Origin of the sequence: Amycolatopsis sp. WGS_07 (genome assembly GCF_045278895.1) — a bacterium.
Lineage (GTDB): Bacteria > Actinomycetota > Actinomycetes > Mycobacteriales > Pseudonocardiaceae > Amycolatopsis.
Map to the genome: position 1 here is coordinate 6,361,383 of NZ_CP136053.1, position 16,939 is coordinate 6,378,321.

The 16,939-nt window shown below is 71.0% G+C and carries 15 protein-coding genes; 5 read left to right on the forward strand and 10 right to left on the reverse strand.

Annotation, left to right across the window (positions count from 1 at the left end):
• Positions 1–30: 30 nt before the first annotated feature.
• Positions 31–1,629, reverse strand: coding sequence for an amidohydrolase (locus RPX00_RS30120; RefSeq protein WP_406630410.1), 1,599 nt, complete (start codon positions 1,627–1,629; stop codon positions 31–33).
• Entirely contained in the window at positions 1,629–3,080 is a 1,452-nt protein-coding gene (locus RPX00_RS30125; RefSeq protein ID WP_406630412.1) for a purine-cytosine permease family protein, read from the reverse strand. Before RPX00_RS30125 ends, RPX00_RS30120 begins: the two co-directional genes overlap by 1 nt.
• A 120-nt stretch (positions 3,081–3,200) precedes the next feature.
• Between RPX00_RS30125 and RPX00_RS30130 the strand changes: the two genes are divergently transcribed.
• A complete protein-coding gene (locus tag RPX00_RS30130) occupies positions 3,201–4,229 on the forward strand; it encodes a LacI family DNA-binding transcriptional regulator (RefSeq protein ID WP_406630414.1) in 1,029 nt (342 codons plus the stop codon).
• 17 nt (positions 4,230–4,246) lie between these two features.
• Here the strand turns inward: RPX00_RS30130 and RPX00_RS30135 are convergent, their stop codons facing one another.
• Together RPX00_RS30135 and RPX00_RS30140 are read right to left on the reverse strand one after the other, a co-directional pair.
• Positions 4,247–4,675 (reverse strand): DoxX family protein, encoded by a 429-nt coding sequence (locus RPX00_RS30135; protein ID WP_406630416.1) that lies wholly within the window; start codon positions 4,673–4,675, stop codon positions 4,247–4,249.
• 263 nt (positions 4,676–4,938) lie between these two features.
• Positions 4,939–5,856, reverse strand: a complete 918-nt coding sequence (locus RPX00_RS30140) for an NADP-dependent oxidoreductase (protein ID WP_406630418.1) — start codon at positions 5,854–5,856, stop codon at positions 4,939–4,941.
• 78 nt (positions 5,857–5,934) lie between these two features.
• Between RPX00_RS30140 and RPX00_RS30145 the strand changes: the two genes are divergently transcribed.
• Entirely contained in the window at positions 5,935–6,504 is a 570-nt protein-coding gene (locus RPX00_RS30145; protein ID WP_406630420.1) for a TetR family transcriptional regulator, read from the forward strand.
• Here the strand turns inward: RPX00_RS30145 and RPX00_RS30150 are convergent.
• Entirely contained in the window at positions 6,499–7,071 is a 573-nt protein-coding gene (locus tag RPX00_RS30150; RefSeq protein ID WP_406630422.1) for a TetR/AcrR family transcriptional regulator, read from the reverse strand. The genes RPX00_RS30145 and RPX00_RS30150 overlap by 6 nt on opposite strands.
• A 67-nt stretch (positions 7,072–7,138) precedes the next feature.
• On the opposite strand from RPX00_RS30150, the gene RPX00_RS30155 reads away from it, so the two are divergent.
• Entirely contained in the window at positions 7,139–7,999 is an 861-nt protein-coding gene (locus RPX00_RS30155) for an SDR family NAD(P)-dependent oxidoreductase (protein ID WP_406630424.1), read from the forward strand.
• Here the strand turns inward: RPX00_RS30155 and RPX00_RS30160 are convergent.
• The 4 genes from RPX00_RS30160 to RPX00_RS30175 all read right to left on the reverse strand — a co-directional run bounded on the left by RPX00_RS30160 (position 7,992) and on the right by RPX00_RS30175 (position 11,414).
• Positions 7,992–9,014: an NADPH:quinone reductase gene (locus tag RPX00_RS30160; protein ID WP_406630426.1), complete on the reverse strand. Its 1,023-nt coding sequence runs from the start codon at positions 9,012–9,014 to the stop codon at positions 7,992–7,994. The genes RPX00_RS30155 and RPX00_RS30160 overlap by 8 nt on opposite strands.
• 307 nt (positions 9,015–9,321) lie before the next feature.
• The gene (locus tag RPX00_RS30165; RefSeq protein WP_406630428.1) at positions 9,322–10,140 is read right to left on the reverse strand and encodes an LLM class flavin-dependent oxidoreductase; all 819 of its coding nucleotides are present in this window, start codon (positions 10,138–10,140) and stop codon (positions 9,322–9,324) included.
• A 57-nt stretch (positions 10,141–10,197) separates the two neighbouring features.
• Positions 10,198–11,025 carry a peptidoglycan-binding protein gene (locus RPX00_RS30170; RefSeq protein ID WP_406630430.1) on the reverse strand — a complete coding sequence of 276 codons (828 nt, stop codon included), beginning with the start codon at positions 11,023–11,025 and terminating at the stop codon, positions 10,198–10,200.
• 80 nt (positions 11,026–11,105) lie between these two features.
• Positions 11,106–11,414: a cupin domain-containing protein gene (locus tag RPX00_RS30175; RefSeq protein ID WP_406630432.1), complete on the reverse strand. Its 309-nt coding sequence runs from the start codon at positions 11,412–11,414 to the stop codon at positions 11,106–11,108.
• Positions 11,415–11,663: 249 nt separating this feature from the next.
• Between RPX00_RS30175 and RPX00_RS30180 the strand changes: the two genes are divergently transcribed.
• Together RPX00_RS30180 and RPX00_RS30185 are read left to right on the forward strand one after the other, a co-directional pair.
• Positions 11,664–14,810: a GH92 family glycosyl hydrolase gene (locus RPX00_RS30180; protein ID WP_406630433.1), complete on the forward strand. Its 3,147-nt coding sequence runs from the start codon at positions 11,664–11,666 to the stop codon at positions 14,808–14,810.
• A gap of 105 nt (positions 14,811–14,915) precedes the next feature.
• On the forward strand, positions 14,916–16,181 hold the full coding sequence (locus RPX00_RS30185) for a Bcr/CflA family multidrug efflux MFS transporter (protein WP_406630435.1): 1,266 nt from the start codon (positions 14,916–14,918) through the stop codon (positions 16,179–16,181).
• Positions 16,182–16,239: 58 nt separating this feature from the next.
• Here the strand turns inward: RPX00_RS30185 and lexA are convergent, their stop codons facing one another.
• On the reverse strand, positions 16,240–16,893 hold the full coding sequence (gene lexA, locus RPX00_RS30190) for a transcriptional repressor LexA (RefSeq protein ID WP_406630437.1): 654 nt from the start codon (positions 16,891–16,893) through the stop codon (positions 16,240–16,242).
• Positions 16,894–16,939 lie beyond the last annotated feature (46 nt).

Genomic DNA, 16,939 nt, shown 5'->3' on the forward strand with positions numbered 1-16,939 from the left:
CCCCAACCCTGCCCAGGCCCGGAAGGCGCGTCAATCGGATTTGCCCGCCACGAACGTCTGGCGCACCCGTGCGCGCAGCAGCGCGTCCGGCGCTTCGGCGAACGGATCGACGTCCAGCACCGCGAAATCCGCGGCCAGGCCCGGTGCGAGCTGCCCGGTCAGCCCGTCCCACCGGCAGGCGTACGCCGCGTCGCGGGTGCCGTGCCCGAGGGCTTCGGCCAGCGGTAGGGCGTAGTCCGGCAGGTTGGGTTCGAGCTGCGGGTTCAGCGCGGACCGGCGGGTGGTCGCGATGTACATGTTCGGCAGCGGCGGATGCGGGGCGGTCGGGGCGTCGGAGCCGAACGCGAGGACGGCGCCGGCGGCGGTCATTTCCGGCCACGGGTACCCCCGCTGCACCCGGTCGTCGCCGAGCATCGCGCGCCAGTTCTCCTGGATCGCCGGGTCGGCGTGCACCGGTTGCATCGACGCGACCGCACCGAGCCGCGCCAATCGCCGCACGTTTTCCGGGGTCACCGTCTCCAGGTGTTCGAGCCGATGCCGCCGGTCGCGCGGGCCGTTGACCTCGATCGCGTGCTCCAGCGCCGACAGCGCGATGTCCGACGCTTCGTCGCCGATAGCGTGCATCGCGACCTGCAGGCCAGCCGCGTCCGCTGCCGCGACGACCGGGGACAGCGCTTCCAGCGGCCACAACGGCCCGGGATGGCTGCCGTCGGCGAACGGCTTTTTCATTGCCGCAGTACAGGTGTCGATGACTCCGTCGACCATCACCTTGATCCCGGCGACCCGAAGCCACGGCCCGGACAGCCGGGCGCTCAACTCGGCGGCGCGCTCGACCTGGCGGAGATCGTCCTCGGTGTTGCCGGTGCGTTCGATCAGCCAGTGCCCGGCGACGCGCATCGGGAGCCGCCCGCCTTCGAGGGCCCGTTCCAGCGCGGCGAGGTCGACCTCGTTGAGCGCCATGTCGACCGCGGTCGTGACGCCGTCCGCGCGGTATTGCGCGAAGGCGGACTTCAGGGCGCGGTCGCGGTCTGCGTCGCTGGTCTGTTCGTCGAGGAAATGCCGCATCAGTTGCAGGGCGGCGGTTTCGTAGAGCATGCCGTCCGGTTCGCCGGACGCGTCGCGGCCGATGCGCCCGTCGAGCGGGTCGGGGGTGTCGCGGTCGATGCCCAGTTCGCGCAGCGCGGCGCTGTTGACCCAAGCGGAGTGGACGTCGTTCGCGGCGAGGTAGACCGGACGGTCCGGCACGACCGCGTCGATCAGGTGACGGTCCGGGGCGCGGTCGCCGAGCGCGTCGAAAAGCCAGCTGCGGCCAAGGATCCGCGGTGCCGCCGGATCGTTCGCGGCGGCGCGGGCGAGCCGGTGCTGGATGTCCTCGGGGGAGGTGGCGGGGAACAGGTCCACCTGATCGAGTGCCTCGCCCATCGACACAAGATGGGTGTGCGCGTCGACGAAACCGGGCAGCACGAACGCACCCTCCAGATCGACTACCCGCGCGTCGATCCGGTCGGCTTCACTGGTGCTGCCTACGTATTCGATTGTTTCGCCGCGCACGACCATGGATTCCGCCCAGCCGGACGGGCTCGCGGTGAAGATCCGGCCGCCGCGGTAGTGCACTGGGGTCAGGTCCATCAAGAAAGCTCCTTGCGTTCGGGGGTCTGGGGGCGGCCGGCGAGCAGGTAGACGGCGGCGGCGATCAGCATTCCGGCGGGCAGCGACAGGTCGATCCCGCCGACCGCGCTCGCGGCGAATCCGGTGTACATGCCGGGAACGGACAGGCAGGAGGCCGAGGCGGCCGCGCCGAGGACGAGGGCGGCGATCCCGGGCCAGTGCACCCCGCCGACGTACCAGAACGGGCCGCCGCGGCGTTCGTCGGCGAGGGCGTGGCCGTCGTAGCGGTTGCGGCGCGCGAGGAGATCGGCCGCGTAGATCGCCATCATCGGGCCGAGCACGACGACCATCAGCTGCATCAGGTCGTTGACTGCCTTGAGGAAATCCGACACGAGCAAGGCGTACAGGGTGAGCAGGACTCCGGCCGTGCCGTCCAGCAGGACGCTGCGGGAGCGGCGGAGCCGGACGCCCATCGCCTGCAGCGCGAGGCCGGAGCTGTACACGGTCATCGCGTTGTTGGCGATCGCGCCGAGGATCACCGCGACCAGGAAGATCGGCGTGAACCACGGCGGCAGCACGGATTCCAGCGCGGACTGCGGGTCGCTCATGTCCAAAGTGGTCGCGGCGAACGCGCCGAGCGCGGTGAACACGATGCTCGGCAGGAAAGCCCCCGCGGCGGTCCAGGCGGCGACGGCGAACGGCTTCGTGTCACGCGGCAAGTACCGGGCGAAGTCCGCGCTGGTGTTGTAGGACAACGAAGCGGACGCGACCAGCGCGACGCCGCCGGTCAGCGCGGCCCACAGCGCGACTCCGTGCAGCGGCGTCGCGGGCTCGTAGCTCCACCTCGTGTGCGGGAGCAGGAATCCGCCCAGCACCAGGAAAACCGCGGCCGTCACGATGGCGAGCGGCAGGTAGAGCCGCACGATCACGGAGTGCCCGTAGACGCTGATCACCAGCGTCGCGGCGGCGATCGCGACGATCACGAGGACCTTGCCGACGGTGTTCAGTTCGATGCCCAGCCGAGAGCACAGGCTGAACGCGGTCACCGAAGCCGCGGACCAGCTCAAGGCCACGTAACAGACCGAAACGAGCCAGCCGTTCAGCCCGATCACGAACCGGTTGCCGCGTGTGCCGAACATCGCGCGCATGATCACCTCGCTCGGCGCGCCCGCCGCCGGGCCGCTGACCGCGACGAGACCGACCAGCATCCAGCACAGGTTGCCCACGACGATCACCGCGAGCGCCTGCAGCAGGCTCAATCCGCTGAGCACCAGCGCACCGCCGACCACCAGGCTGAGGTAGCTGACGTTGGGCGCGGCCCACACCCCGAACAGGTCCCTGGCGCGGCCGTGCCGTTCGCCGTCGCCGATCACGTCGATGCCGTGGGCCTCCACCCGGGGGCCGCGCCCGGAGCGGGCCGGCGGCGGCGCGGACGTGCCGGGGGACGCGGGCGGGGTGGCGGGAGCGGTCATGGCGAGAACCTCCGGGCCGGGGACGCGACCCGGGTCACGGTAAGCACCCAAATCGATTTGGGCAATGGCCGCTCCGGACTGGGTTCCAAAACGATTTGGACGAGGTTAGGCTCGTGCGCCATGGCCGGGAAGAGAACGCGCGCGACCATCAAGGACGTCGCCCGCCGCGCCGGGGTTTCGCCGACCACCGTGTCGCACGCCTTCAGCGGGAACGGGACGGTCGCGGCCGGGACCGCGGACCGGGTGCGGGAGGCGGCGCGCGAACTGGGCTACCGGCCGGACACGGTCGCGCGCGGGCTGCGGTCCAGCAGGCTCGGGGTGCTCGGGCTCGTGGTGCGGCCGCTCGACCCGCAGGACACGGCGTTCCTGGAAGGCGTCGACTACTTCCTGCGGTTCGCCGGGTCGGCCGCGCTGGCCGCGGTGGAACGCGGGTACGGCCTGATGCTGGTGCCCGATCCGACGCGTGCCGACGCGCCCGCGGTCGGGCTCGCCTGCGACGGGTTCCTGATCACCGAACCGGTCGAGAACGATCCGCTGATCACGATGCTGACCCGGGAGTGCGTGCCGTTCCTCGGCGTCGGCCGGGATCCGGCGCGGCCCGCGTCGCCGGACTACCTCGACCTCGGCACCAAGCGGATCGTGACCGACGTGCTCGACCATCTGGCCGCGGCGGGCGGTTCGCGGGTCGCGGCGGTGCTGGGCACCGACCCCAACGAGTGGAACCTGGACGCCGAAACCGCTTATCTCGCTTGGGTTCGCGCGCGCGGGCAGGAGCCGCTGGCGGTGCGCCGCGCGGAGGTCGCCGGGGAAGCGGGCGGGCGCGAGGCGGGGGAGGAGCTGTTCGGACTCGCCTCGCCGCCGGACGCGGTGTACTGCCAGACCGGGCGGCACGCGGCCGGTGTGCTGGCCGCCGCGCGGGCGAAGGGGCTGGCGGTGCCGGGCGACGTGCGCATCGCCTGCGGTTCGGATTCCGATTCCGAGCAGACCCGCTCGTCGGTTCCGCCGATCACCTCAGTGGACTTGCGTCCAGTGCAATTGGCGCGCGTCGCGGTCGCGGTGCTCGTGGATCGTGTTGAGGGGATTGAACAATCCCCTGCCCCCGGGCCGGCGGAGTACGAGCTGATCGTGCGCGGATCGACCCGGGGGTAAGGGATTGCGCTCGGGAATCAGGCGTGCGGGACGGCTCCGACGCGCGAATCCCGCGGCCGGAGCGCCGAAAGCGCGCCGCTGAGCGCGAACCGGCCGGGGCCGGTGAACACGAGCAGCAGCAGCGTCCAGCAGAACATCACGGACGCTTCGCCGCCGTTCTCGATGGGGAAAAGCGCTTGCGGCACATGGACGGTGAAGTAGGCGTACGCCATCGACCCCGATCCGATCAGCGCCGCGATCCGGGTCGCGACGCCGAGCAGGACCAGGCCGCCGGCGACTAGCTGGATGAGCGCGGCCCACCAGCCCGGCCAGGAGCCCACCTGCGCGGTGCTGTGCGCGCCGAGCACCCCGAACAGCGTTTTCACGCCGTGGCAGGCGAAAAGGAACCCGACGACGATGCGGAACAAACCGAGCGCGTAATCCTGCGCCGCGTCCAGCCGGTGCATGATGCCTCCACATAGGACGACTCGGGCGGACGGCGACGTCCGTTCGGACACCCGTACCGGTCCGCACAGTGGTCCAGACCTTTCCTGGACCGGTGTCAGGTATACCGGTGACCGGAGTCTCGGCGATACCTGCGAAAGTCAGGTTCCGCCCGATTCGCCGGGTGTGGTAACGGCAGGGGAACGCGGCGGCCTCCGGTTCGGGGAAGGGGCGGGGCCGTTGAGGGGAACGGGGTTTCCGGCTTCTGCGCGCGCCCGCCGCCGGTTCAGAGCACGACCGCGATCTTGCCGTGGACGTGCCGTCCGGCTTGCGTCGTCACGGCTTCGCGGATTTGCCCGACCGGGAAGGTCGCGGCGATCGGCACGGTGATCTCGCCGGAACGGACCGCTTCGGCGATCCGTTCGAGGGAGCCTGGTTCCGCTTCGAAGGCTCCGGTCGCGCGCACGCCGGGAATGGCGGGGCCGTCGGCGACGGTGGAGATCCGCTCGGGCGCGACGCCGAGCTTGAGCGCGGTCTCGGCCGTGTCCCGGTCGAACAGGTCGGCCGCCGCGGTGATCCCTTCGGGAGCCAGCTCCCGCACCCGGTCCGCCAGGCCGGGGCCGTACGCCACTGGTTCGGCGCCGAGTTCGCGCAGGAAGCCGAACGTGCGCTCGGAGGCGGTGCCGAGCACGCGGGCACCGGCGAGCTTCGCCAGCTGCACGGCGAAGATGCCCACGCCGCCCGCCGCCCCGCCGATCAGGACAGTGTCTCCGGCCTGGAGCCCGATCGCGGCGAGTGCTGCGGAGGCTGTCAGGCCGGACACCGCGAGGGTGCTCGCGACCTCGTCGCTGATGCCTTCCGATGTGCGCCACAGTGTCGTTGCAGGGGTCTTGACCAGTACGTACTCGGCGACGGCCCGCCCGATCGCACCCCCGTGCACCCGGTCGCCCGCCGCGAAGCCGACGGCCTCGGCGCCCACCTCGTCGACGACTCCGGCGAAGTCAGTGCCGAACCCGGCCGGCAGGGTGATGCCGAACCGGGCCGCTGCCGCGGGACTCGCGGCGATCTGCCAGTCCATCGGATTCAGCCCGGCGGCCGTGACCCGGACGCGGACCTCGTCCGGCCCGGCGTGCGGTTCGGGCACCTCCAGCAGTTCGAGCGCTTCGGGACCGCCGAACCGCCGGTAGACGACAGCTTTGCTCATGGATGCCTCCTGAGTGATGGGACTTGGTCCCATCAACCGTACCCGAAGTGATGGGACCAAGTCCCGTAGACTGTCCCCATGGCTCGCTGGCAACCCGACGCACCTGGACGGCTCGCGGCCGCGGCCCTCGATCTGTTCGAGGAACGCGGCTACGAGAACACCACCGTGATCGAGATCGCGGAGCGCGCCGGGCTCACGAAGAGCACGTTCTTCCGGTACTTCCCGGACAAGCGCGAGGTGCTCTTCGGCGGCGGCGAGATCGCCGGCCTGCTCGCCGAGGAGATCGCTGCGGCACCGTCCTCGGCTGGGCCGCTCGACGCGGTGGCGCACGCACTGGACGCGCTCGGCCGGGAGTTCTTCACCGGCGACCGCCGCGAGTTCAGCGCCCGGCGGCAGGCTGTGCTGGCTGCGAATCCGGGGCTGTGGGAACGCGAAGCCCGGAAGAGGACGGATCTCGCCGACTCGATGATCGAGGCGCTCGAACGCCGTGGCGTCCCGGGCTTGGCCGCGCGGGTGGCGGCGCGGCTGGGCGCACTTGCCTGGGAGATCGCTTACGACCAGTGGATCAGCGCGAGCGACGAGTTTGGTGCGCTGGCGCGGCAGGCGCTCGCCGAGGTGCGGGCGGCCGGCGCCGACTGCTGCTCATGATCGTGGCGGCCAGCCGGATTCCAGCAAAGCGAACACTGACGCCAGCGCGGCCGCCGGGTCAGGTGCGGTGCCGGTGAGGTCCGGGATTTCCAGCACGAAGCGGGCCAGCGCCCGCACCGCCGGATCGTCCGGGGGCAGGCCGCTGTCCTCGGCCAGCGCCGCGGTTAGCTCGGGTTCGCAGGAATGCCACAGCCGTCGTGCGTACTCGCGTAGCGCGGGCGTCTGCACGATGAGGTCCCGTTTCGGCGCGTGTTCCGGCGGCAGATCGCTCGAGTAGGGGCCGCGGGCGGCGAAAAACCGGTGCAGGGCCTTGAGAATCGGCTCGTCGCGTTCGCGGACCGCGGCGACGATTCCGGCGCGGCGTTCGGAGCCGTCGTCGAAGATCAGGGCGTCCTTGCCGTCCGGGACATGGGCGAAGAGGGTCGCGACGGAGACGTCGGCCGCTTCGGCGATCTGCGCGACGGTCACGCCGTCGTAGCCGTGTTCCAGAAACAGCCGCAGCGCGACCTCGTCCAGCCTGCGCCGGGTTTCGAGCTTGCGGCGTTCGCGTCGTCCGGTGTTGACCACGGCCCCGAGTGTACCTAAACCTGAAGTGGGTCTAAAGTCAGAATCACTTCAGGTTTAGGAGGGTGTCATGGCGGTGCTGGTGACCGGGGGCAATGCCGGGATCGGCTACTTCGTCGCGGAGCAGCTGGCGCAGGCGGGGGCGGAGGTCGTGCTCGGCAGCCGCGACGAGGCGAAGGCGGAGGTGGCGTTGCGGGTCCTCCGCGAGCGGGTGCCGGGGGCGCGGGCGTCGTGGGCGCGGCTGGATCTCGCCGATCTGGCTTCGGTGAAGGGGATCGAGACCGGGCCGCTCGACGCGGTCGTGCTGAACGCGGGCGTCTATCTCGAAGGCCCGGAGCGGCGGGAGACCAAGGACGGGCACGAGATGACGTTCGGGGTCAATCATCTCGGCCATTTCGCGCTGACCGCGGCGCTCTGGGACCGGCTGGCGCCGGAGGCGAGGATCGTGACCACCGGCAGCTTCGCGGCGAAATCAGCCCAGCTCGACTTCACGGATCTGCAGAGCATGCGTTCGTACGCGCCGAAAACCGCGTACGAACGGTCGAAACTCGCGCAAACGCTCTTCGCGCTGGAGCTGGATCGACGGCTGAGGGCGGCGGGGAGCGGCAAGCTGAGCGTCGTCGCGCATCCGGGCGGGGCGCTGGACAGCTTGACTCCGGACCGGCCGCCGTTGCACGTGCGCAGCACTCGGCACAAGCTGAGCCTCGCGCGGATCGTCTTGCAGGGCAAGGACGGCGGCGCGCGGCCCGCGGTGCGAGCGGCGGTCGGTCCGGAGGTCCACAGTGGACAGATTTGGGGGCCGCGGGTGTTCGGTGTCAAGGGACGGCCGCGGCCGGAACCGGTTCGCGGGCCGTACGCGGACACCGAAGCCGCTGCCCGGTTGTGGGCGGCGAGTGTGGAGCTGACCGGGGTCGAGCCGGCGGTCAGCTGACCTCGATCAGCACCTTTCCGGTGACGCCCTTCTCGGACGCTTCGTGCGCGCGAGCGGTTTCCGCCAGCGGGAACCGGTGCACCGGCAGCCCGTGGTCGGGGCCGAGGCGGAGCCCGCCGTCGCGCAGGGCGGCGTTCAGGTCTTCCGCGCCTTCGTGCAGGAGGTCGAATCCGACGGTGTAGAGCACCAGGAATTGGTAGCGGGTATTGAGAAGAACGTTCTGGCGGAAGTCGAGAGTCACGGAACCGGTGCCGCCGTCGTCGCCGTAGGCCGCGACAGTGCCGCGCGGGCGGAGCACCGCGGTGTGCAGGGCAGCGTTGACGCCGGCGGCGACTTCCACGATCAGGTCGACACCGTCCGGCGCGATCTTCCGCACTGCCTCCGCGACGTCTTCCTCGGTGTACCGCACGACGTGGTGGGCTCCGGCCGCGCGGGCAAGATCGGCTTTCGCCTCGGTGCTGACGGTGGAGATCACCGTCGCGCCGGCCCAGCGGGCCAGCTGGATCGCCGCGTTGCCGACCGCGCCCGCGCCGCCGCTGACCAGAACAGTCTTGCCGGACAACGCATTCGGAGCCAGCCGGCGCGGCCCGTCCTCGGCGACGGTGAGCGCTCGGTGCGCGGTGAGCGCCGGGATCGCGAACGCGGCACCCTCGTCGAAACCGGCCTCGTCGGGGAGCGGGACAAGCCGATCCGCCGGGAGCACGGTGTACTCCTGCGCGGTCCCGGACAGCGGCGCGTGCGCGGCGGCCAGCAGCGTCCAGACCCGGTCGCCGACGGCGAACGCGGTCACCCCGGAGCCGACCGCGTCGACGACTCCGGCTCCGTCCTGGTGCGGCACCGACAACTCCGGCTCCGCGACCAGCCCGGACCCGGCGCGCGCCTTCCAGTCGGTCGGATTCACCGCGGACACGACGATCCGCACGCGCACCTCGCCCGGCCCCGGCTCCGGCACGGCGAGTTCGGACAACGTCAGCACTTCCGGGCCGCCGAACCGGCGGTAGGTCACAGCTTTCACCCTCGATGCAATGCACCGGCGGGCGCGGCTATTCCCGGCGGGCGGGTCAGCGGCCGCTGAGGCGGGCGATCACGGGGGCGAAGTCTTCGAGGAAGGCGCCGTTGACGCTGAAGTAGGAGACGCCGAGTTCTTCGCGTCGTCGCTGCAGTTCCTCGGCCATGGCGGCTGGGCCGCCGCGTAGGAGGGTGAGGGAGTCGTTTTCGATGAGGGTTTGTGCGTCGTGGCCGGTGAAGGCGCGGATCCACGGCGGGACTTCTTCGCCGATGACGAGATTGTTCGTCGCGAGTTCGGTGTTCTGGCGGGTGGGTCAGCGGCCGCTGAGGCGGGCGATCACCGGGGCGAAGTCTTCGAGGAAGGCGCCGTTCACGCTGAAGTACGACACGCCGAGTTCCTCGCGCCGTCGCTGCAGTTCCTCGGCCATCGCGGCTGGGCCTCCGCGCAGCAGGGTGAGGGAGTCGTGCTCGATGAGGGTTTGCGCGTCGTGGCCGGTGAAGGCGCGGATCCACGGCGGGACTTCTTCGCCGATGACGAAAATGTTCAGCGCCAGCTCGATGGTCCGGCCGCCGGCCGCGGCGCGGATCTCGGCGGTGTGCTTCGCGGTGTCCGCGCGGCTGGTGAGCACGCTGCCGGCGAGGGTGACGATGTCCGCGCGTTCGCCCGCCAGCTGCCGGGCTTTCGGGCCGCCCGCGGCGACCATCACCGGGGTGTGCTCGTCGCCGTCGAGCCGGCGCAGGTGCGAGATCGTGTCCGACACCTGGGCCAGCCGCTCGGCGCCGGTGCCGTACGGCAGCCCGAGTTCGGCGGCCGCTTCGCGCATTGCCGGCAGCCCGGTGCCGATCCCCAGCTCGAACCGGCGGTCGGTGACCACGCTGAGGCTGTGCGCCTCCCACGCGGCCGCGCGCGGCGTGCGCAGCGGGCTGGCGAAGACGAACGTGCCGACCCGCAGTTCGGTGGTCACCGCCGCCGCGGCGGCCAGCGTCGCGGTCGGGGTGGGCAGGAGCAGGTTGTCCGGCGAAAGCAGGGTCGAATATCCGAGATCCTCCGCGCGGCGGGCGGTTTCGCGCCATTTCGCGCCGCCTTCCTGCGCCGTCGCGACCACCCCGAACCGAAAAGTATTTCCCGCCATGCCACCAGAAAACCACGGCCGCCGCACTCGCGCCAGCAAGTGCGGCGGCCGGGCGGGTCAGCCGCGCTGGTACTGCTCCCAGGTCAGCTTCGGGTTCACCGCGGGACCGTCGTCCTTGCCGTGGTCGGCGAGGCCGTTCTGCCCGAGGTAGTAGGCGCCGACCTGGTGCTGCGCGCCCGACGAAAGATCGGGATCGTTCACCGCGATCGCGTGGATGTGGTAGCCCCAGTCGCCTTGCGACGGCGTGCGCACCCAGGCCGCGAAGCCGACCTTCCGGAGGTCCTTGGCGAATTCGGTGCGGGTCGCCGAGGACATGTTCGCCACCGAAACGTCGAACGCGCCGCCGCCGTCGTGCGTCCCGGCCGACGCGCCGACGCCGCCCGGGTTGTACGAACCCTGAGTGAGGCCGACCTCCTTGCCGAACAGCTTCTCGGCCGCCTGCAGCATCGCCTTGGTGCGCGTGTTCAGCGTGACGCCGTGGTAGGTCACGCGGCTGCCGGCGGAGACCACGTTGGAGACGGTGTACGTGCCCCCGCTGAGCTTCTCCAACGAGGTCTTGCCGGGCAGGCCGGAAGCGTCGATCCCGGTGTAGCCCAGCGACTTCTGGTACTTCGAGTAGGCGTCGATCGTGGTGGTGCCGAAGTAGCCGTCGACGTACTTGGCGTCCAGCAGCCCCTTGGCCTGCAACGCCTTCTCGACCAGCAGGACGCTGTCGTGCGCGCCCGGCGTCTGCGTGCTGTCCGCGCGCTGCGGGTCGATCTGGGCCGCCAGCAGCACGGCCTCCATGTTGGCCGCCGGCACCGCCGCGGCGACCCCCGGAGCGGCGACGGCGACCGTGGCCGCCGCCGCGGCCCCGGCGGTGAGCACTGCGAGTTTCCTGAACATCCGTGTCCTCCCGGTCCTGGTCGGTCCGGGGCCGAGCATCGCCGAGCGGGATACACGGGACGTACAAATGCGGCCTGACCTCACTCCAGCCACTCGGTGACGAACCGGTCGTTCTCGTGGATGTGCACGGCCTCGTACGGTTCGGGGCCGATCGAGGCGAACTTGTGCGGGGTGTCCGGCGGGCAGACGAGCACGTCCCCAGGCCCGCCCTCGCGCTGCTCGCCGCCGATGGTGAACAACGCGCGGCCGCGCTGGACGACGAAGGTTTCGCGGTAGGGGTGCCGGTGCAGTCGCGGGCCGGCGCCGGGGGTGACGACGTATTCGCGGATGACGGAAACGCTGGAGCCGACCTCGTAGCCCTCTACGTCCCGGGTGGCGGGTTCTGTCATGTCCGTCGAGGTTAGCGCGCTTCGTGTGGTTCAGGGGATCGTGCCGTTGGCCCGCGCCCGCCAGAGTGCGGTCCGCGCTTCGCGGGTGTCCAGGCGCGCCGCGCCGATCAGATCGAGCAACCGCTGACCGCCCGATCGGCGGAGGTGTCGGATGTCTGTCCGGACGAAACCGGCCAGATCTCTGTCATCCGGTTGACCTCGCCGCCCGGCAGCCGGAAAGGTCGGACAACACGAGGTCTGGGAGGTGCCGTGCGGTACTCAGTCGTGGCAGCGTTGGCGACGGCGGCGGTCGTCGGGGCGGGGGCGGTCGCGGCGGCCGCTCCGGGGGTTCCGTTGACCGGCGATCCGGCGGCGTACGTCGATCCGCTCATCGGCACCGGGCGCGGCGGGTCGTCGGTCGGCGAGATCAACAACTTTCCCGGGCCTGCCGCGCCGTTCGGGATGATGCAGTTCTCCCCGGACACCGACGGGTCCTACGCCGGCTATCAGTACCACAGCGACAAGATCCGTGGCTTCAGCCTCGATCACGCGTCGGTCGGCTGCAACGCGTTCGGCGACGTGCCGATTCTGCCGGTGACCGGCGACGTCGGGGCGCAGCCGTGGGACCGGGTCGAACGGTTCGCCCACGACGGCGAGCAGGCCGAGCCGGGCTATTACGCGGTCACGTTTCCGGATTCGGGCGTGCGCAGCGAGCTGACCGCGACCACGCGCACCGGGCTGGCGGCGTTCACCTTCCCCGCGGGCCAGAACGCGCAGGTGCTCGTGAAGGGCGGCGCGAGTCTCGCCGGGAACTCCGCGGCCGGGCTGCGGATCACCGGCGACCGGGAGGTCAGCGGGCAGGCCACGACCGGGCATTTCTGCGGCAAGCCGAACAAGTACACCGTCTACTACGCCATCACCTTCGACCGGCCGTTCGCCGCGCACGGCACCTGGGACGGCAAGACCGTCCAGCCAGGCAGCGACCAGGTCGACGCGCCGAAAGCCGGGGCGTACCTGACGTTCGGCGACGCGGGCGTGGTCCACGCCAAGGTGTCGATGTCCTATGTGGACGTTGAGGGCGCGAAGAAGAACATGGCGGCCGAGGTGCCGGGCTGGGACTTCGCCGCGGTGCGCAAGAGCACGCGGGACGCCTGGAGCGACGCGCTGGGCCGGATTCGCGTGGCGGGCAAGGATTCCGCGCAGCTCAAGACGTTCTACACCGCGCTCTACCACAGCCTGATGCACCCCAACACGTTCAACGACGTCGACCGCCGCTACATCGGCTTCGACAACAAGATCCGCACCCTCCCGGCCGGGCACGCGCAGTACGCCAACTTCTCCGACTGGGACACCTACCGCTCGCTGGCTCCGCTGCACGGCATGCTGTTCCCGAAGGAAGCCAGCGACATGGCGCAGTCGCTGACCAACGACGCGGTCCAGGGCGGCTGGTGGCCGCGCTGGCCGATGGCCAACGGCTACACCGGGCAGATGACCGGCGACAGCTCGGTCGCGCTGCTGTCCAATCTCTACGCCTTCGGGGCCCGCGACTTCGACGTCAAGACCGCGCTGAAATACCTGGTCAAGGGCGCGACCTCGGTGGACGAAACCCCGGGCGCGTATCAGGAGCGCCGGGGGATCGCGGACTACGTCGCCCGCGGCTACCTGCCGAACAACGACGCTTCCCGCGGCGACCACGCGCGGGTCGGGGCCTCGATCACGCTGGAATGGGCGATCGACGACTTCGCCATCGCGCAGTTCGCGGGCGCGATCGGCGACCGCGGCGTGGCCCGCGACTTCGCGAAACGCGGCCAGAACTGGCAGCACCTGTTCAACCCGGCTACCGGCTACGTCCAGCCGCGTGGCCAGGACGGCCGGTTCCCGGACGGCCCGGCGTTCAAGCCGCCCGCGCCGGGCACCTTCGGCCAGGACGGCTTCGACGAGGGCAACGCCGCGCAGTACACCTGGCTGGTGCCGCAGAACACGGCCGGGCTGGTGACCGCGATGGGCGGCCCGGCGGCGGTGTCCGCGCGGCTCGACACGTTCTTCCAGAAGCTCAACGTCGGCCCGAACGAACCGTACATGTGGGCGGGCAACGAACCCGACTTCGGCGTGCCGTGGCTGTACAACCACGTCGGCCAGCCGTGGAAGACGCAGGAGGTGGTGCGCCGGATCGCGACCACGCTGTTCAGCGCGACGCCGGACGGCGAACCCGGCAACGACGACCTCGGCGCGCAATCGTCCTGGTACGTCTGGGCTGCACTAGGCCTTTACCCGTCGACGCCGGGCACGCCGGATCTCACCGTGCACAGCCCGTTGTTCGAGCGGGCGGTGCTGACGTTGCCGGGCGGTCGCACGTTGGACCTCCGGGCCCCGGGAGCGTCGACGACTAACCAGTACGTCCACGGGCTGACGTTGAACGGGCACCGGTGGGACCGGACGTCCTTGCCACAGGACCTCGCGCGCAACGGCGGTCGGCTCGACTTCGCGCTGTCGGCGCAGCCGGACCGGAACTGGGCCGCGAACACGCAGCCACCGTCCTATCGGGACGGTGAGGAGCCGTTCGTCGGCTCGGTGGCCAACCAGGTCACCGTCGAACCGGGCGGCTCCGGCACGGTCGCGGTGCACGGCCAGCGGCTCGGCGGGCAGCTGCGCTCGCTGAACATCGCGACGTCGGCCCCGGCGGGGATCACCGTGTCCGGCCCGCGTTCGGTTCGGCTCGACGACCGCACCGGCGGCGGGAAAACCGACCTGACCGTGACGGCCGCGGCTGGAACTCGCGCGGGTTACTACGAGGTTCCGGTGACATTGCGCGGCGCCGGACATTCGGTTTCGTCCTCGGTAATCGTGCTGGTCGCGCCGAAGGGAAGTCTCGCGAGCGCGCTGGGCAATACCGGAATTTCCGACGACGGCGACGCCGGTTCGGCGAATTTCGACGGGGCGGGCAACAGCTATTCGCGGAAAGCATTGGCCGACGCCGGTCTCGCTCCGGGGTCGGCCGGGCACGCGGCGGGCACGACGTTCGTCTGGCCCGCCGCGCCGTCCGGCCGTCCGGACAACGCGGCGGCGTCCGGACAGAAGCTCGATCTAGGTGGAACTTCAGCGCGCCGGCTGCTTTTCGTCGGCTCGGCGGCGAACGGCGACCACCGGGGGAGCGCGACGGTCGCGTTCACCGACGGCACGACGGCGACCGCCGATCTTTCGTTCGGTGACTGGGTGTTGCCGGGCGGAAATGCCGAACCAGTGTTCGGCAATACGCTCGTGGCCCGCACCGCCTACCGGAATCAGCCCGGCGGCCAGGGAATCGGCGCCTCGGTTTACGCCACCGCCCCGCTGGAAATCCCGGCGGGCAAGAAGATCGCGACGGTGACGCTCCCGTCCGATCCGGACCTCCACGTTTTCGCACTCGGCCTCGGCTGAGTTTGTCAAGCGGGATTCCCAGGGTGTGATCTGTTCGGGGGTCCCGGAATTTCTCGGCCCCCTTCGTCGTAAGTGACTGGCGTGCTCACGACGAAGGGGAGTGGCGTGAACGAAACACGCGAAGCGCCGAAAGCCGGGAGCCAGCTGAAGCTGGTGCTCGTGCTGGGCGTTCTGGTGGCACTGGGGCCGCTGTCCATCGACATGTATCTGCCGGCGCTGCCGGACATCACCCGCGAACTGTCGACGACGGAGTCGACCATCCAGCTGACCCTGACCGGAACGGTGCTGGGGCTCGGGCTCGGTCAGCTGATCGCCGGCCCGCTTTCGGACGCGATGGGGCGGCGGATCCCGCTCGTCGCGGGAAGCGCGATCCACGTGCTCGCGTCGCTGCTGTGCCTGGTGGCTCCGACGGTCGAGCTGCTGAGCGCGGCGCGCGTGCTGCAGGGGCTCGGGGCGTCGGCGGGCGCGGTGCTGGCGCTGGCCGTCGTGCGCGATCTCTACACCGATCGCGCCGCGGCGAAACTGCTGTCCAAGCTCATCCTGGTGATGGGCGTTTCCCCGGTACTGGCTCCGACGCTCGGCAGCGCGCTGCTGGCGTGGACGCACTGGCGCGGGGTGTTCGTGGTGCTCGCCGCGATCGGCCTGGCGAGCGGGATCGCGGCGGCGTTGGCGCTGCCGGAGACCCTGCCGCCGGCGCGGCGGCAGCCGTTCCAGTTCCGGGCAACCGTGCGGTCTTACCGGAGCCTGTTCACCGACCGCTCGTTCGTCGGGCTGGTGCTGGTGGCCGGGTTCGCGATGGCCGGGCTGTTCGCGTTCGTCAGCGGCGGGTCGTTCGTGTTCCAGCAGCAGTACGGGCTGGACCAGCAGCAGTTCGGCCTGATGTTCGGGGCGAGCGCGGTGTGGCTGATCGCCGCGACGCAGGTCAACGCCCGGCTGATGAACCGGTTCGAACCGCACCAGGTGCTGCTCGTGGCGAGCGTCGCCGCGGCGGTGTCGGCCGCGGTGCTGCTGGTGACCGCGCTGACCGGCTTCGGCGGCATGTTCGGCGTCGCGGTGCCGGTGTGGGTGGTGCTGTTCTTCGCCGGGCTGATCCTGCCGAACGCGCCCGCGGTCGCGCTGGACGCGCACGGCGACAACGCGGGGACGGCGGCGTCGCTACTGGGCGCGGTGCAGTTCGGCGTCGGCGCGGCGGTTTCGCCGGTGGTCGGCCTGCTGGGCAACAACGCGGTCGCGATGGCCGCGGTGATGTTCGGCGGACTGGTGGTGTCCGGGCTGGTGCTGTGGCTGATCGCGCGGCCGTGGCAGGGCCGGGCGGCCGAATCCGCCGAACCGGCCCTGGCCGGCGCCCGGGTGCCGGTGGCGGTCGACTGAGGCTGCTGGGGGTCGTGAGCGGCGGCGCCGGTTCTCCCCGGCGCCGTCGCTCACGGTGTCACATGCTGCGGAGCACCGAGACGACCACGCCGAGCACCGTGGCCCGGTCTCCGTCGATCACGTCGTAGGCCGGGTTGCGGGGCTCGAGGTACACGTGCCCGTCGCGGCGGCGGTAGACCTTCACCGTCGCCTCCTCGTCGATCATCGCGGCGACGATCTGGCCCGAATGCGCCTCGGCCTGCTGCTTCACCACCACGATGTCGCCGTCGCAGATCGCCGCGTCGACCATCGAATCGCCGCGCACGCGCAGCCCGAAGACGGTGCCGCGGCCGGTGAGCCCGCGCGGCAGCTGCATCACGTCGTCCACGTGCTCCTGCGCGGCGATCGGCGTGCCGGCCGCGATGTCGCCGACCACCGGCACCGGCACGGAGTCGCCGCTTTCGCGGGAGGGGAGGTCGCCGAGGAAGGCGCGCACGTCGATCGGCCGCGACATCGTCGAGCTGCGGCGCAGGAAACCCTTGTCCTCCAGCGCGGCGAGATGCTTCGACACCGAGGACGTCGACCGCAGCCCGACCGCTTCGCCGATCTCGCGCGTGCTCGGCGAGTACCCGTGCCTGCCCACCCAGTCCCGGATGGTGGCGAGGATGCGCTGCTGCCGCTCGGGCAGGGCCGAAGCGTCCAGGTCGTCGAAAACGTCGTCGTAGGCGGTCACGGGCCCGATCGTAGAGGGCGTACGGGCCGGTCGCGGGGACCGGGGG

What these genes read in the sequence shown, in the direction of transcription:
- RPX00_RS30120 (WP_406630410.1), bottom strand. Translation starts at nt 1,629, where the DNA reads ATGGACCTGACCCCAGTGCACTACCGCGGCGGCCGGATCTTCACCGCG.
- RPX00_RS30125 (WP_406630412.1), bottom strand. Translation starts at nt 3,080, where the DNA reads ATGACCGCTCCCGCCACCCCGCCCGCGTCCCCCGGCACGTCCGCGCCG.
- RPX00_RS30130 (WP_406630414.1), top strand. Translation starts at nt 3,201, where the DNA reads ATGGCCGGGAAGAGAACGCGCGCGACCATCAAGGACGTCGCCCGCCGC.
- RPX00_RS30135 (WP_406630416.1), bottom strand. Translation starts at nt 4,675, where the DNA reads ATGCACCGGCTGGACGCGGCGCAGGATTACGCGCTCGGTTTGTTCCGC.
- RPX00_RS30140 (WP_406630418.1), bottom strand. Translation starts at nt 5,856, where the DNA reads ATGAGCAAAGCTGTCGTCTACCGGCGGTTCGGCGGTCCCGAAGCGCTC.
- RPX00_RS30145 (WP_406630420.1), top strand. Translation starts at nt 5,935, where the DNA reads ATGGCTCGCTGGCAACCCGACGCACCTGGACGGCTCGCGGCCGCGGCC.
- RPX00_RS30155 (WP_406630424.1), top strand. Translation starts at nt 7,139, where the DNA reads ATGGCGGTGCTGGTGACCGGGGGCAATGCCGGGATCGGCTACTTCGTC.
- RPX00_RS30165 (WP_406630428.1), bottom strand. Translation starts at nt 10,140, where the DNA reads ATGGCGGGAAATACTTTTCGGTTCGGGGTGGTCGCGACGGCGCAGGAA.
- RPX00_RS30170 (WP_406630430.1), bottom strand. Translation starts at nt 11,025, where the DNA reads ATGTTCAGGAAACTCGCAGTGCTCACCGCCGGGGCCGCGGCGGCGGCC.
- RPX00_RS30175 (WP_406630432.1), bottom strand. Translation starts at nt 11,414, where the DNA reads ATGACAGAACCCGCCACCCGGGACGTAGAGGGCTACGAGGTCGGCTCC.